The 14,984-nt window shown below is 46.0% G+C and carries 13 protein-coding genes; 6 read left to right on the top strand and 7 right to left on the bottom strand.

Annotated elements, in window-relative coordinates:
- Positions 1-59: 59 nt before the first annotated feature.
- Together gorA and VA249_RS00405 are read right to left on the bottom strand one after the other, a co-directional pair.
- Entirely contained in the window at positions 60-1,415 is a 1,356-nt protein-coding gene (gene gorA / locus VA249_RS00400) for a glutathione-disulfide reductase (protein ID WP_005429991.1), read from the bottom strand.
- A gap of 320 nt (positions 1,416-1,735) precedes the next feature.
- Positions 1,736-2,575, bottom strand: a complete 840-nt coding sequence (locus tag VA249_RS00405) for a 23S rRNA (adenine(2030)-N(6))-methyltransferase RlmJ (RefSeq protein ID WP_221068448.1) — start codon at positions 2,573-2,575, stop codon at positions 1,736-1,738.
- 406 nt (positions 2,576-2,981) lie between these two features.
- Between VA249_RS00405 and prlC the strand changes: the two genes are divergently transcribed.
- Entirely contained in the window at positions 2,982-5,024 is a 2,043-nt protein-coding gene (gene prlC, locus VA249_RS00410; RefSeq protein ID WP_221068449.1) for an oligopeptidase A, read from the top strand.
- A gap of 93 nt (positions 5,025-5,117) precedes the next feature.
- Here prlC and asnC read toward each other — a convergent pair whose 3' ends face one another.
- Complete coding sequence (gene asnC / locus VA249_RS00415; protein ID WP_128812348.1) at positions 5,118-5,582, bottom strand: transcriptional regulator AsnC; 465 nt, start codon at positions 5,580-5,582, stop codon at positions 5,118-5,120.
- A gap of 182 nt (positions 5,583-5,764) precedes the next feature.
- Here asnC and VA249_RS00420 point away from each other — a divergent pair, with 182 nt between their 5' ends.
- Positions 5,765-6,544, top strand: a complete 780-nt coding sequence (locus tag VA249_RS00420) for a class I SAM-dependent methyltransferase (RefSeq protein ID WP_221068450.1) — start codon at positions 5,765-5,767, stop codon at positions 6,542-6,544.
- 241 nt (positions 6,545-6,785) lie between these two features.
- On the top strand, positions 6,786-7,385 hold the full coding sequence (locus VA249_RS00425) for a hypothetical protein (RefSeq protein ID WP_221068451.1): 600 nt from the start codon (positions 6,786-6,788) through the stop codon (positions 7,383-7,385).
- A gap of 71 nt (positions 7,386-7,456) precedes the next feature.
- On the opposite strand, the gene VA249_RS00430 is transcribed toward VA249_RS00425, so the two are convergent.
- Together VA249_RS00430 and uspA are read right to left on the bottom strand one after the other, a co-directional pair.
- The gene (locus VA249_RS00430) at positions 7,457-8,335 is read right to left on the bottom strand and encodes a carboxylate/amino acid/amine transporter (protein WP_221068452.1); all 879 of its coding nucleotides are present in this window, start codon (positions 8,333-8,335) and stop codon (positions 7,457-7,459) included.
- Positions 8,336-8,405: 70 nt separating this feature from the next.
- Positions 8,406-8,831, bottom strand: a complete 426-nt coding sequence (gene uspA, locus VA249_RS00435; protein ID WP_211915629.1) for a universal stress protein UspA — start codon at positions 8,829-8,831, stop codon at positions 8,406-8,408.
- A 209-nt stretch (positions 8,832-9,040) separates the two neighbouring features.
- Here uspA and ftnA point away from each other — a divergent pair, with 209 nt between their 5' ends.
- The 3 genes from ftnA (at position 9,041) to VA249_RS00450 (ending at position 11,349) form a co-directional block, all read left to right on the top strand.
- Positions 9,041-9,568 carry a non-heme ferritin gene (gene ftnA, locus VA249_RS00440; RefSeq protein ID WP_128812094.1) on the top strand — a complete coding sequence of 176 codons (528 nt, stop codon included), beginning with the start codon at positions 9,041-9,043 and terminating at the stop codon, positions 9,566-9,568.
- A gap of 88 nt (positions 9,569-9,656) precedes the next feature.
- On the top strand, positions 9,657-9,980 hold the full coding sequence (uspB, locus tag VA249_RS00445) for a universal stress protein UspB (RefSeq protein ID WP_128812092.1): 324 nt from the start codon (positions 9,657-9,659) through the stop codon (positions 9,978-9,980).
- A 175-nt stretch (positions 9,981-10,155) separates the two neighbouring features.
- Positions 10,156-11,349, top strand: coding sequence for a BaiN/RdsA family NAD(P)/FAD-dependent oxidoreductase (locus tag VA249_RS00450; RefSeq protein WP_221068453.1), 1,194 nt, complete (start codon positions 10,156-10,158; stop codon positions 11,347-11,349).
- Between the two features lie 83 nt (positions 11,350-11,432).
- On the opposite strand, the gene VA249_RS00455 is transcribed toward VA249_RS00450, so the two are convergent.
- A complete protein-coding gene (locus VA249_RS00455) occupies positions 11,433-13,880 on the bottom strand; it encodes a sensor domain-containing protein (protein ID WP_221068454.1) in 2,448 nt (815 codons plus the stop codon).
- Between the two features lie 188 nt (positions 13,881-14,068).
- Complete coding sequence (locus VA249_RS00460; RefSeq protein WP_221068455.1) at positions 14,069-14,977, bottom strand: DMT family transporter; 909 nt, start codon at positions 14,975-14,977, stop codon at positions 14,069-14,071.
- Positions 14,978-14,984 lie beyond the last annotated feature (7 nt).

A 14,984-nucleotide genomic window follows, 5' to 3' on the forward strand; every position in this document is an offset into this window, starting at 1 on the left:
CCTTTCTCTTTGTGTTAAGTCGTTAATTCATATGTCAACGATTAACGCAATTGGCGCTATCAGCGCATCGTCACGAACTCTTCTGAGCCCGTCGGGTGGATAGCCACAACAGAGTCGAAGTCTGCTTTGGTTGCGCCCATCTTCATTGCTACGCCGAAGCCTTGAATCATTTCATCAACCGTAAAGCCGATGCCGTGAAGACCAACAACCGTTTCTTCTTCGCCAGCACATACTAGCTTCATCTTACATGGTTGACGGTGCTTAGTAACCGCTGTGTACATCGCAGTAAAGCCAGACGTGTAGACTTTGATGTTGTCTTTACCGTACTTCTCTTCAGCTTCTTGAGTCGTTAGACCGATAGTGCCGATTGGTGGGTGGCTGAATACCACAGTTGGTACCAAATCGTAGTCCATCTTCGCGTTTGGTTTGTTGTTGAACAGACGCTCAGAAAGTTGACGACCCGCTTTCACCGCCACTGGTGTTAGCTCGATACCGCCTTCCATGATGTCACCTACACAGTAGATGCCTTTCACGTTCGTTTCTTGGTATTCGTCTACCTTGATGTAGCCACGATCGTTCGTTGCAACGCCAGTTGATGCTAGGTTGATAGCGTCAGTTGCTGGGTGACGACCGATTGCCCAGATTAGGGTATCAACGTTTTGGCTCTCACCGTTTTCTAGGTGCAGAGTTAGGCTGCCGTCTGCTTCTTTTACCACTTCTTTTGGCACAGAGTGGGTGTGCAGCGTTGGACCTTCTGCGTCCATCACTTCTACTAGCGTTTCAATGATCATTGGATCGAAGCTACGTAGCGGTGATTCTTTACGAACGAATAGGTGCGTTTCTGTACCAAGTGCATGCAGTACGCCGGCGATTTCTACCGCGATGTAACCTGCACCGATCACTGCAACGCGTTTTGGTTGCTCAGCAAGCTCGAAGAAGCCGTTTGAATCGATGCCGTATTCTGCGCCAGGGATGTTTGGAATCGTTGGACGACCACCCACTGCGATCAGAATGTGATCTGCTGTGTAGTGTTCACCATTTACTTCAACCGTTTTCTCGTCAACGAACTTAGCAAAACCTTTGATAACGTTTACTTTGTTGTTGCCAAGAACGCGGTCGTAAGATTGGTGGATACGACCAATGTAAGCCTGACGACTCTCAACCAGTTTGCTCCAGTCGAAACCTTTTACATCTACATCGAAGCCGTAGTCTTCTGCGTACAGGTTCATTGCTTCTGCAACTTGCGCGCCGTGCCACATCACTTTCTTAGGCACACAACCAACGTTTACACAGGTACCGCCAAGGTCTTGAGCTTCGATAAGCGCTACTTTAGCACCGTACATTGCTGCACGGTTTGCTGATGCGATACCGCCGCTGCCGCCGCCGATACAGATATAATCAAAATGAGTCGCCATTACTTTCTCCAAGAGCTTATTAATTTTTGTCTTATAACAATTACATTGGGGTGGTGGGTGATGAACTCAACATCCCGAAATGAATTGTTACCTGCCTAGGCCTGTTGAACTGACTTAGGCATGATCCATTGTCCCTATCATAAATCGAGTCTAGCAATTTCCTAAATGGGAAAAAGTGACATTGCTTATGACAAATAGCGATGAAAGGATAGCAAAGCGGAATAAGGCGAGTATTTGGAATTCAAAATGAACGAAAAATCAAAAAAAAAACGCAACGATTTCATCGTTGCGTTTAAAAGCTTAAAGAGCAGAAGAGGTATTTACTCTGGAACGATCCAGTCAACTTTCCAGTGGCCCGTTGCTGGTGCGATCGCTTCTTGTAGGAATGGCAGAATCTCTTTCATCTGGCTTTCCAGTTTCCACGGAGGGTTAATCACGATCATGCCAGATGCCGTCATGCCGCGCTCGTTGGTATCTGGAGATACGCCAAGCTCGATTTGTAGGATTTTGCGAATGCCAAGTCCTTCCAAGCCTTCAATCATATCTTCGATATCACAGCGGTTTACCACTGGGTACCAAATCGCGTAAATGCCTGTTGCCCAGCGTTTGTAACTTTGATGAATCGCTTGGACGACATCACGGTACTCTTTCGCCAACTCGTATGGAGGATCAATCAGCACCAAACCACGGCGTTCTTGCGGTGGCAAACTGCCTTTCAGACGCTTAAAGCCGTCTTCTTTGTAGATACTCACTTGACGATCGCGGTGGAACTCTTGCTCAAGCAGCGGGTGATCGGCTGGGTGTAATTCTGTCAGAATCATACGGTCTTGAGGGCGGATCTGCGCACGTGCAACGCGTGGTGAGCCTGGGTAGTAACGCAGATTTTCACCGTTGTTCAATGTTTTGATTGAGTCGATGTAGCTGGCGATGTCTTCAGGGATGTTTGGGTTATCCCAAATGCGCGCGATGCCTTGTTTGTATTCACCCGTTTTCTCAGACCATTCGTGAGTCAGATCGTAGCGTCCCACACCCGAGTGGGTATCGTGATAAACAAACGGCTTATCTTTCTGCTTTAGTGCATCAAGAATGAGGCTTTGAACGATGTGTTTTACCACGTCAGCATGGTTGCCAGCGTGGAAGCTGTGGCGGTAACTTAACAAATTAAACTCTCGAAACACTCTTTGAATGAGTGTGGTCTGTGATTTTCGATTTATGGAGGTATTATACTCAAGTAACTCGAATATGTAGAACTTCCGTTCAATTCAACGTAAATGAAACACCGTTGGTGCGGAAGTAGCATTGAAATTTCATTGCGCTACCCATATTTAGTTATTTGTAACAATACTAAAACGCGTCGTGTTTGAGTGACATACTCTCTTATGACATGACGAAACCTATAAGACTCAAGGACAGAGCAAGCGCTCTTTGACCATTTGGTCATCGCGGCATAGATAAAGGGAACGGAGATCCCCCATCCATGTTGTTGACTTGCCTGTGCATTGAGTTGGCCTATTTCAATAAATATAGATAGGCAATTACAGAGCCAAAACACAAAAGGAATTATTCATGTCTAATCCACTTCTTACGTTTACGGATCTTCCTCCGTTTTCACAAATCAAACCAGAATACATTAAACCTGCAGTGGAGCAGGCGATTGCAGATTGTCGTGCCAAAGTTGATGAGGTACTAAAAGACAATGCAAACCCAAGCTGGGCAAGTGTGATCGCGCCGATTGAAGAGATCGATGATCGTTTGAGCCGCATTTGGTCACCAGTGGGTCACATGAACTCAGTGGTGAATAGCGAAGCGCTACGTGAAGCTTACGAAAGCTGCTTACCAATTTTGTCTGAGTACGGTACTTGGGTTGGCCAACACAAAGGTCTGTACGAAGCGTACAAATCGATCAAAGCAAGCGAAGAGTTCGCAAACCTGACACGCGCACAACAAAAGACCATCACGGATTCGCTGCGTGATTTTGAGCTTTCAGGTATCGGTTTGCCTGCGGACGAGCAACACCGCTATGGCGAAATCAGCAAGCGCATGTCTGAGCTGAGCTCAAAATTCTCCAACAATGTGTTGGATGCAACCATGGGTTGGACCAAGCATATTACTGATGAAAAAGACTTAGCGGGAATGCCAGAATCCGCACTTGCAGCAGCAAAAGCGGCAGCAGAAGCAAAAGAGCTGGATGGCTACCTAATCACGCTAGATATCCCATCTTACCTACCGGTGATGACGTACTGTGATAACCAAGACCTACGTAAAGAAGTGTACGAAGCGTACGTAACACGCGCCTCTGACCGTGGTCCAAACGCAGGTAAATGGGACAACTCAGAAATCATCACTGAGCAGCTAAAACTGCGTCATGAAATCTCTCGCATGTTGGGTTTTAACACTTACAGCGAGAAATCTCTGGCAACCAAAATGGCAGAGAATCCAGCGCAAGTGCTTGGCTTCTTGAACGATTTGGCAACCAAAGCGAAACCACAAGGTGAGCGCGAAATCGAAGAGCTACGCCAGTTTGCGAATGCGGAATTTGGTGTTAGCGAGCTAAACGTATGGGACATCGCGTACTACAGCGAGAAGCAAAAGCAGCACTTGTTCCAAATCTCGGATGAAGAACTGCGTCCTTACTTCCCTGAATCAAAAGCAGTAAGTGGTCTGTTTGAAGTGTTAAACCGCGTGTTTGGTATGACAGTGACAGAGCGTGAAGGCGTAGACACTTGGCACGAATCAGTGCGTTTCTTCGATATCTTCGATGACAAAGGCACACTGCGCGGCAGCTTCTACCTAGATCTATACGCACGCGAACACAAACGTGGCGGTGCGTGGATGGATGATTGCCGTGGTCGTCGTGTCACGCAATCTGGCGAGCTACAAACACCGGTTGCTTACCTAACGTGTAACTTCAACCGTCCAGTGGGCGACAAGCCTGCATTGTTTACTCACGATGAAGTGGTGACTCTGTTCCACGAGTTTGGTCACGGTATCCACCACATGCTGACGCGAGTAGAAACGGGCGCAGTCTCTGGCATTAACGGTGTACCTTGGGATGCGGTTGAGCTACCAAGTCAGTTCCTAGAAAACTGGTGTTGGGAAGAAGATGCGCTGGCGTTTATCTCTGGTCACTACGAGACTGGCGAGCCACTACCAAAAGCGATGCTAGATAAAATGCTAGCAGCGAAGAACTTCCAGTCAGCGATGGGTATCCTACGTCAACTAGAGTTCGGTTTGTTCGACTTCACTCTGCACACTGAATACGATCCAGAAGTGGGTGCTCGTGTGCTTGAAACCTTGGCTGAAGTGAAAGAGAAAGTGGCGGTTGTACCAGCGGTTGAGTGGGCGCGTTTCTCACACAGCTTTGGTCACATCTTCGCGGGTGGTTACAGCGCAGGTTACTACAGCTACCTATGGGCAGAAGTGTTGTCTTCAGATGCGTTCTCTCGCTTTGAAGAAGAGGGCATCTTCAACAAAGAAACCGGTCTAAGTTTCTTAAACAACATCCTAGAAATGGGTGGCAGTGAAGAACCAATGGAGCTATTTAAGCGCTTCCGTGGCCGTGAACCAGAAATCGATGCGCTACTGCGCCATTCAGGTATCGCAGCGTAATTTCGATTGAGAATGAAAATGGGCAGCCAAGTGGCTGCCCATTTTTTTGTTCTTTGATTTAGAAAACTAGATTTAGAAAGCCAGATTTAAAAACTAAGGATTTACGTTGCGGTTGATTGGGTTTTGCAACGAAATCAGGGTCTCGGTGGATTGCACTTCGTCGATCGCTTGAAGCTTATCAATCAATACAAATTGAAGTTCTTCAATCGATTTGCACATCAGCTTAACAAAAATATTGTATGCGCCAGTGGTGTAGTAGGCTTCGACCACTTCATCGAGCGCATTGAGCTTTTCGAGTGCAGAATGATAATCACGCGCCGCATTGAGGTTAATGCCGATAAAACAGCACACGTCGTAACCAAGCTTCTTGGTGTTTACAATGACCTCCGTCCCTTCGATGATATCCGCCGCTTTCATTTTCTCGATGCGAACGTGGATGGTTGCTGGGCTAACATCAAATTGTTTTGCCATTTCTGCATATGGCGTTCGAGCGTCGGCCATTAAAGTCTTAAGAATTGCGCGGTCGAGATCGTCCAGTTTAGGCAAGCTGACATTCATACAAATCGTTCCATAAGGATGAGAGACAAAGGTCATTCTATACGCATCGACGGAACTTCGTACAGTCACGCTTGTTTGTTAAGAGCATGACCGAGTGAAATCAATTTGGCGGAACCTAGCATCTATAGGTTATTTGGGTATACACTCAGCGGCAGTTAAACCGATTTTACTGGAGCCTCCTTTTGCAACTGCAATTGATTTGTGAAGACCCATCTCAACAGTCTCACCTTGATGAACTCGCTGCGCGTTGGCAGCTTTCTCACACTGATGATAGTGATTTTGCCTTAGTCTTAACAACTGAGCGTTTAGAGTTGCGTAAAGTGGACGAGCCAAAGCTAGGGGCGATCTTTGTTGATTTGATTGGTGGCGCAGTGGGGCATCGCCGTAAGTTCGGTGGCGGTAAAGGACAGGCCATCGCCAAAGCCGCAGGCTTGAACAAAGGCGCGACGCCAACCGTACTTGATGGCACCGCAGGCTTAGGGCGCGATGCGTTCGTATTGGCGTCGTTAGGTTGTAAAGTGCAGATGGTTGAGCGTCATCCAGTGGTCGCTGCATTGTTGGATGACGGCTTGGCTCGCGCAAAGCACGATCCAGAAATTGGTACTTGGGTATCAGAGCGCATGTCGCTCATTCATGCTTCTAGTCACGATGCGTTAGAACAATTGGCGCAAGACAAAGATTTCGTGCAGCCAGATGTTGTTTACCTTGATCCAATGTACCCACATCCTGAAAACAAAAAGAAATCGGCATTAGTGAAAAAAGAGATGCGCGTCTTCCAATCTTTGGTCGGTGCAGATCTTGATGCGGATGGCTTGTTGGCGCCAGCAATGTCATTAGCTACTAAGCGTGTGGTGGTAAAGCGCCCTGATTACGCCAATTGGCTTGATGAGCAAAAACCAAGCATGGCAATCGAAACGAAAAAGAACCGTTTCGATGTGTATGTAAAAGCGTCAATGGCGTAAACATAGCGTAAGATTTTTTAACTGCCTGACTCTGCGACACTTCTCCTCACAGCGCTCAATTTGGCGCTGTGATCGTTTCTACTTTCCGTCATGTCTACTGACACTTTTCGCTTGCTTATTCAGCACTCTGATTGTATATCTAATTAAGAATTATTATTATTTCACTTAATGTAATGCAGTCGCAGACTGTAAGGCAGTATGAGAGTAAAACTGTCAATAGCGGAATCGCTGGAGTAGTAGCATGGCTAAACGTTTATGTAAGATGAATCGCAAACAGATCGCCGATAACTTGGGTGATATTCATCGTTTGGTGGTTGCACCTAAATTCGTTTGTCGTTCTTGTGCGCGATCTTCTGCTTCGAAAGATACTTTGTGTAAACCGGCTGCAATTCCACCTCAGAAATGCCAAGACAAGTTGCTGTCCGAGCAACAGGCTTGTGGTTTGTTGGCGGAAGCACTGCCAACCTCATCACTCACTCAAGACACATCAATCATTATGACTTCTGATCAAAGTGCAGAGAAAGCGGCGATTGTGAAGCGTGTAGTGGAACGAGTAAAAGAGAAAAAACTGGCAGCGAAAGTCGCAGCCGTAACCTCGACCACTAAGCTAGAGGCGCCAGCTATGTTTGACTTATCAGATAAGAAAGCGCTGAAGAAGGCGAAAAAAGCGGTTAAGAAACACTACAAGCAGCAGAAGAAGTTGCTTAAGTTAGCCAAAAAGCAGCAAAAATTGCTCAAACGCCAGCGCAAGCTTGAAGCGCGAAATGCCAAACTAGAGGTGTTGCTGCCAACGCCACCAAACACCTTGATGAGCACAAGCTCGCAAGCCAAAGTGCATTAATCGAATCAAAAAAAACGCTCTCCAGTTGGAGAGCGTTTTTTATTGTCGAAATGTTTGTAGGATTAGCTGTGTTACTTGCTGGCGTAACTCATCTCTACGCGTTTTTTCACCCAAGTTTCGTTAATCCACAGCGATAGCATGATGATTGCGCCGCCAACAGCCAGGCGCATTACGTCGACGTCACGGTTCCAAATTACGATATTTACAATTAAGCCTGCAGGGACGAGTGCATTGTTCATTACCGCGAGTGCGCCAGCATTGACCATAGTCGCACCTTTGTTCCACGCAAAGTAACCAAAGCCGGATGCAATTAAACCAAGGTAAGTCAGAATGCCCCATTGTGTTGCTGTGGTTGGCATCTTGTCTAAGTTCCCCATCAGAGCAAAAGCGATGGTCGCCACGCACAATGCGCCTAAATAGAAGTAACCAAATACCGTGTGCTGTGGCAACTCAACCGATTCGGTTTCCATAATGTACTTATAGCCGACCTGACCGATGGCAAAGCACAAGTTAGCACCCTGTACGACTAAGAATCCCATCAAGAAGTTTTCATTGATGCCCGCAAACTTAATCCATGCCGCGCCTAGTACCGCAATAGCCGCCGTGACCAAATACCAAGGCGAGAATCGACCTTTCAAGAAGTCATAAATCAAGGTGACGTAAATCGGGGTAAATACGGTGAACAGCAATACTTCTGGTACTGAAAGGAGCAGGAAAGACTGGTAGTAGAAGCAATACATTAAGCCGAGCTGGAAGCCGCCCACGATCATCAGTTTTACGATCAGAGACTTGCTAACGCCACGGAATTTTAAGAAAGGGATGAACACCACGCTCGCCAGCGCAATGCGCATGAAAACGGAGAACCAAGAATCAACCTGACCAGCAAGATAAACGCCGATCAGGCTAAATGAGAATGCCCAAAGTAGGGTAACTGCGGATAGATAAGCCATGGATGAGAATCTTTATCAACAACAAATGTGCCCGCAGTCTAACCAAGTTTTAAGGTCACGCCAATGCAAATCAGTCTTTTAGCGGTACGACCAGCATATCGACAGGTGAGCAGTTAATAAGCTGACGCGTCGAAGACAATATCTTGCTCCAGAAATCTTGGTGGTGGCCGCAGACCACCATGTCAAAGTTATATTCCTGGATGGTGTCGCACAGTTCATTACTCAAATCACCGCTACCCACTAGTGTATGGGTAATTGGGTACTCAGCGTACTCTTCAAAGTTTGCCAATTGGGTGCGTGACGCTTCCATTGCTTGGTGCTGGGCCTCAGCCATATTGATATCGATAAGACCAGTGTAGAGCTCGGCATAATTCACATCGATATGAATGAAAGAGACTTTGGCTTCTAGAGGCTTAGCCAATGACACCGCTTTTTTGATCAACACTTTACTGTCATCTGATAGGTCGACGGCCACAAGAATATGTTTGTAACTCATATTGCTATCTCCTTAAGAGGGTATAGATTCAGATTAGCACTAAGTCCCAGATATTTTTGCTGAAGTGATCTCATATCAATATTAATGGTACAAACTTTTGCCATAGTAATCATGTTATAGTGGCGTTATACCCAAGTGACTTTATTGTCGCCAATCCGCCAGTATTGAGGTTACTTGGGTATATTGCATGGACATAAATAGGAGTTAACATGCTGTCTCAAACTATGGTTGAACAATTGAATGAGCAAATTAATCTAGAATTTTTCTCATCCAATCTATACTTACAAATGAGTGCTTGGTGTGAAGACAAAGGTTTTGAAGGTGCGGCTGAATTTTTACGCGCTCACGCCGTAGAAGAAATGGAGCACATGCAACGTCTTTTCACTTATGTGAGCGAAACGGGCTCAATGCCAATTCTAGGTGCAATTGAAGCACCGAAGCATGATTTTGCGAGCCTAGGCGATGTTTTCCGTGAAACTTATGAACATGAGCAAATGATCACGGAAAAGATCAACAAATTGGCGCATGTTGCTTTTACAAGCCAAGACTACTCAACGTTTAACTTCCTACAGTGGTACGTGGCAGAACAGCACGAAGAAGAGAAGTTGTTTAAAGGGATTTTAGATAAGATCGAATTGGTTGGTGAAGATGGTAAAGCCTTGTTCTTCATCGACAAAGATCTAGCTCAAATGGCAAAAGAAGGTTCATCTTCAATTATGGGTGCTCCAGCTGTATAACGCGCTTAGATCGCAATAGCAGCGGGTAAAGGGCGAAGCATTGTTTGCCTTTTTCTCTTGAGCATCAGTGAAGATGTAGGGAGGAAAGATGATCAGTGGAGACACAATCTTATTTGCGCTAATGGTAGTAACCGCCGTGAACATGGTCAGGTACTTTACCGCTCTTCGTTCTCTGATATATATCATGCGTGAAGCGCATCCTTTGCTTTACCAGCAAGTGGATGGCAATGGCTTTTTTACTACGCATGGTAATGTCACCAAACAAGTGAGGCTGTTTCACTACATTAAGAGTAAAGAGTATCACCATCATCACGATGGACTGTTTACCGATAAGTGTGAACGAGTACGTGAGTTATTTATTCTCTCTACGGCACTGCTTGGCGTTACTCTGCTCGCCGCTTTTATTCTTTAGTCGCGGTTTTTATTCTTTAGTAAGAACATCGTTATACGGTGCTTGGAATTTAAGCGCTTTTCCCGCTCGATATTTGTCGGTAGAATAGCTGTATACAAAGCAAGGATGTGCATTACGCACATCCTTTTTTATTTTTTAGACGGTACCAACCTGAGTAAGTAATTGAGCGTTATCGATGAGTAAGAAATTTGATGTTGTTGTAATTGGCGCGGGTGCAGCGGGTTTGATGTGCGCGGCAGAGGCAGGTAAGCGTGGACGCCATGTGCTTGTGCTAGATAATGCCAAAAAACCAGGGCGTAAAATCCTTATCTCAGGCGGTGGTCGTTGTAACTTTACTAACTACGATGTCTCTTCAAACAATTATTTATGCCAAAACCCACACTTCGTGAAATCAGCGCTGTCGCAGTACACCAACTGGGACTTTATCTCGATGGTCAGCAAGCACGGCATCGAGTTTGAAGAGCGCGATCATGGACAGTTATTCTGTGTTGATGCGTTTACCGCCAAAGACATCGTTAAGATGCTGCTAGCAGAATGTGACATGCCAAACATTCAGCAGCGTTACCAGTGTGATGTGCATTCGATTGAAAAAACTGACGATGGTTTTCGTCTGCATGCAGGAACGGAAAGCATTGAATGTGAATCCTTGGTGGTCGCAACGGGTGGTTTGTCGATGCCAAAACTGGGTGCGACGCCATTTGGCTATAAGATTGCTGAGCAGTTCGAGATCCCAGTGATCACCACAACGGCAGGTCTGGTGCCATTTACTTTGCACAAGGAAGACAAAGAAGATTTTGCTGAGCTTTCGGGTATTGCTATCCCAGCAGAAATCACGGCGCAAGATGGCACCATGTTCAAAGAAGCGCTGTTGTTTACTCACCGGGGCTTGTCTGGTCCATCGGTACTGCAAATCTCGTCATTCTGGAAAGCGGGTCAGAAGGTGACGATTAATCTCGTGCCAAATGACGATATCGCCGAATTGCTAGAGTGCAGTCGCGAGAAACATCCGAACCAATCTCTAAAGAATACGTTGGCAAAAGTGCTACCAAAGCGCTTAGTTGAAGTGCTGATTGAGCGTAAAGAGCTGGCAGACAAACCGCTTAAGCAGTTCAACCCGAAAGAGATGGCAGCTATCGTTGAACGTTTAGAGAACTGGGCTGTGGCACCTAACGGCACAGAAGGTTACCGCACAGCGGAAGTGACTTTAGGCGGGGTAGATACCGATCACCTATCTTCAAAAACCATGGAATGTAAGAACATCAAAGGCTTGTACTTCATTGGTGAGGTTATAGATGTAACGGGTTGGTTGGGCGGCTATAACTTCCAATGGTGTTGGTCGAGTGGCTTTGTTGCGGGACAGTGGGCGTAGTGCCTTAGCTAAATATGAGCGCAGTTCGCCGAACTCAATGACATTGAAAAAGACCAAGCGCAAGCTTGGTCTTTTTGCTTTGATTATTTGAATAACGCTTCAGGACTGACGGGCGCGCTAAAGCGATAACCTTGACCATATAGACAGCCTCGCTCATGCAAGTACTGCGCTTGCTGCGCGGTCTCTATCCCCTCTGCAATGACGGTTAAGGATAATGTTTTACCCATCGCAATGATCGCATTTACGATCGCGTTACTGTCGTTGTTGCTTGGGACATCGCTGACAAATGAGCGGTCGACTTTGAGTTTATTGATTGGTAGACCTTTTAGATACGATAGCGAAGAATAGCCCGTTCCAAAATCATCCAATGATATTTCTACTCCCAATTGCCTTAACTGGTTGAGAGACTCAATCGCATGCAATGGGTCATTCAGTAGATAGCTTTCAGTAATTTCTAAATCGATGCGATCTGCTGGAAATTGAGTTTGCTGCAAAATGTCTTTTAAGCGTTGAATAAACCCCGGCTTTTGCAGTTGAAGCGCTGAAACATTGATGGCCATTTTGCCAAAATCAATGCCTTGGTCTAACCAATCTTTTCCTTGTCGGCACGCCTCTTTCATTACCCATGGACCAATTACTTGGATCAGTCCGGTTTTTTCTGCAATAGGAATGAACTCTGCCGGAGAAACGCTACCGAGTTCTGGGTGATCCCAGCGCAACAATGCTTCAACACCGACGACCTTGTGGTTTTGGATTTGGTATTGAGGCTGATAAACCAGATAAAGCTCATTTTTTTCAATCGCTTCATGCAGCGCAGATTGTAGACGAACGTGAGAAATTGACTTGTCGGTTAAATCTGGAGAATAAAATGCATAGCCATTGCGCCCATTTTTCTTGGCTAAGTACATTGCCGTATCGGCATTTTTCAATAGTGTTTCACTGTCTTGACCATCTTGTGGATAGCAAGCAATGCCAATACTCGTCGAGACGCGAAGCGATTCATTTTGACCTACTTTAAATGGTCGGTTGAATAGGTTTAGTACTTCCTCAACGGCATCGATAAGTCGCGATTTTGATTGGATGTTTGGCAAAATGATCACAAACTCATCCCCACCGATCCGAGCCACATGCGCTTGTCGGTGCAAGACGTCTTGTAATCGTTCCGCTAATTTAGTGAGGAGTTGATCACCATAGAAGTGCCCTAAGCTATCATTGATGTGTTTGAAGTGATCAATGTCGAGGAATAGGGTCGCAAAAGAGTGATGATGTTTACGGCCGCTTTCAATGTGTTGTTCCAGCAATGACAAAAGCTGAGTGCGATTGGGCAAGCTGGTAAGCGGATCATAAAACGCCATTCTCTGCAGCTTTTCTTCGTGCGCCTTACGTACAGATATATCTTCAAATACACAGATGTAATTCACCAAATGACTGCTTTCATCCACGACGGTGCTGATGGTCGCCAGTTGGGGATAAACGCTGCCGTCCTTTCTTCGGTTTACAAACTCACCTTTCCATTGGCCTGTTGTTTTAAGCTGACGCCATAGCTCTGTGTAGAAGTCCGGATCATGGTGGCCAGAGCGGATGATATTCGGCTTTTGTCCAATGGCCTCTTCTGCGGTGAAGCCAGTGATGCGAGTAAAGGCACTGTTAATCTCAAGAATATTGGCCGTACGATCGGTGATCATCATGCCCTCATGAGAATGATTAAAAATGGTCGATGCCAATGAGAGCTGGTTTTCAACGGTTTTACGACGGGTCACATTGCGTGTCATACCCAAAATTCCAATGAGCTCACCAGCTTGGTTGCGAATGGGCGATTTTATGGTCTCTAACCAAATAGGCTTGTTGCTACCATCAACTTGCGAGCACTCTTCGACGGTGTGTTGCCTACCCGTCGCGATGACTTCTTGGTCTGCATCCATAAATTGTTGAGCGCGTGCAGGAGTAAACAATTCGCGATCTTTTTTGCCAATAATGTCCGTACTTTTCATATTCCAAGCCTCTTCAACAGTTCGGCTGGTTAGGACATATTCACCATTAATACTTTTTATCCATGTGTGGTCATCTAGCCCATCAACAAATTCTTGTAAGCTCGGTAATGTGGTATTAACAGGCTGTTGGTTTCGCAATTGCTCTTGATGAAAAATCACGCCAATGTCAAAACCAATGCGTCCACATAGAGCGCTCAAATCGATGGTGACTTCTGTTGAATGTTCATTGTTGTGGACTAAGGCAATCGCCGCAAAAAGTGTACCGTTAGGTTGCCATATCGGACAAAAGCTTAAGGTCTGGCCTGAAAAGTTGATGCGCTCCACCGCGAGGCTTGGTGCCTTGAACTGTTTGGTCATCGATTGAAGTAAGGCCACAATATCTTCTTGATGGATATCCGTTGTGCTGATTTCACTGAACTGCCATTGATGCGTGTAGTCGTGGGCAAAGAGTAGCCCTTGAGCTTGGAAACGACCACAAAAGTGGTGCAGCGCATGTTTCCATGTAGAGAGAAGATCGGAAGATACTGCAAAGCGAAACATAATTACTAGATGACCTTAGCGGTTTGTTGCAGGAGGTCTGCAAAGCGCTTAAATGATAATTCTGGATGTGTAGCGAATGCGCTATCGTATCTGAAGCAAGGTGTTTTCTATATCAGGAGAGAGGTGGTTAATGATTGATTTGTTAACCACCTCTCCTTTTGAGGTAATCTTGTCGGTTTTTAAATAACTTACTGGGCCGTTTCCGTGACTTGACGTGATTTTCCGAAGCGAACTTGTTGGATAACCAAACCGCTGATGATCATGACCAATCCCATCAATGTTGATGGATGAATCTCTTCTCCTATGATTGTCGCAAGGAGTGCAAGAGAGATAAACGGTGATGCAAAAATCAGGTTGCTGATACGCGCCGTATTCTCAGTCAGTTTGAGCGCCGTAAGCCACAGTACAAATGTCACTCCCATCTCAAATAGGCCGACATAAGTCACCGCAGCCCAACCTTTGGTAGAAATCTGGCCCCAGCTTGCCCCCTCATAGAGACTCAGACCAACAGCAAAAGGGATCGCCACTAAGAAACCCAGTAATACGCCAATGACAGGGTCTGCTTTGTTTTTTGTATTCAGGATCCAGTAACTCGCCCAAAGTAGTGTGGAAAGCAGCGCCAAACAGACGCCAAGTGGACTTTCAAAATCCATTCCCAATACGTTACCTTTAGTGGCAATCACAATGACTCCGGCATAACTAAAGCAACACGCGATCCAATCTTTGCCACGAATTTTCTGACCTAAGAACATCGCCGCCATCAAGGTTAGAGTGATGGCCCAGCTGTAGTTAATGGCTTGCGCTTGAGAGGCCGGTAACAAATCGTATGCTTTGAATAAAATCAGGTAGTAAGCGAGAGGGTTAATTAAGCCCAGTAGCAAGTAGTACCAAGGGTTAGACAGAAAAGTCGCACTAAGTTGGTTTAACTTACCTTGCACGCCACACACAATGGTCAGTGCGATCGCAGACACAATGCTTGCCATGGTGAGCATCTGAATAGGAGAGAACTCCGCCAAAGTCAATTTAAATGCGGTTGCCACTGTTGACCAAAGTAATACCGCTGAAAGCCCAAATCCTAGGGCGCGACGCTCGTTCATGATGCCT

The organism is Vibrio alfacsensis (assembly GCF_019670485.1).
Lineage (GTDB): Bacteria > Pseudomonadota > Gammaproteobacteria > Enterobacterales > Vibrionaceae > Vibrio > Vibrio alfacsensis.

Bases quoted from the DNA above. Each gene is read 5' to 3' on its own strand.
- gorA (WP_005429991.1), bottom strand. From the start codon at position 1,415: ATGGCGACTCATTTTGATTATATCTGTATCGGCGGCGGCAGCGGCGGT.
- prlC (WP_221068449.1), top strand. From the start codon at position 2,982: ATGTCTAATCCACTTCTTACGTTTACGGATCTTCCTCCGTTTTCACAA.
- asnC (WP_128812348.1), bottom strand. From the start codon at position 5,582: ATGAATGTCAGCTTGCCTAAACTGGACGATCTCGACCGCGCAATTCTT.
- VA249_RS00425 (WP_221068451.1), top strand. From the start codon at position 6,786: ATGGCTAAACGTTTATGTAAGATGAATCGCAAACAGATCGCCGATAAC.
- VA249_RS00430 (WP_221068452.1), bottom strand. From the start codon at position 8,335: ATGGCTTATCTATCCGCAGTTACCCTACTTTGGGCATTCTCATTTAGC.
- uspA (WP_211915629.1), bottom strand. From the start codon at position 8,831: ATGAGTTACAAACATATTCTTGTGGCCGTCGACCTATCAGATGACAGT.
- ftnA (WP_128812094.1), top strand. From the start codon at position 9,041: ATGCTGTCTCAAACTATGGTTGAACAATTGAATGAGCAAATTAATCTA.
- uspB (WP_128812092.1), top strand. From the start codon at position 9,657: ATGATCAGTGGAGACACAATCTTATTTGCGCTAATGGTAGTAACCGCC.
- VA249_RS00450 (WP_221068453.1), top strand. From the start codon at position 10,156: ATGAGTAAGAAATTTGATGTTGTTGTAATTGGCGCGGGTGCAGCGGGT.
- VA249_RS00455 (WP_221068454.1), bottom strand. From the start codon at position 13,880: ATGTTTCGCTTTGCAGTATCTTCCGATCTTCTCTCTACATGGAAACAT.
- VA249_RS00460 (WP_221068455.1), bottom strand. From the start codon at position 14,977: ATGAACGAGCGTCGCGCCCTAGGATTTGGGCTTTCAGCGGTATTACTT.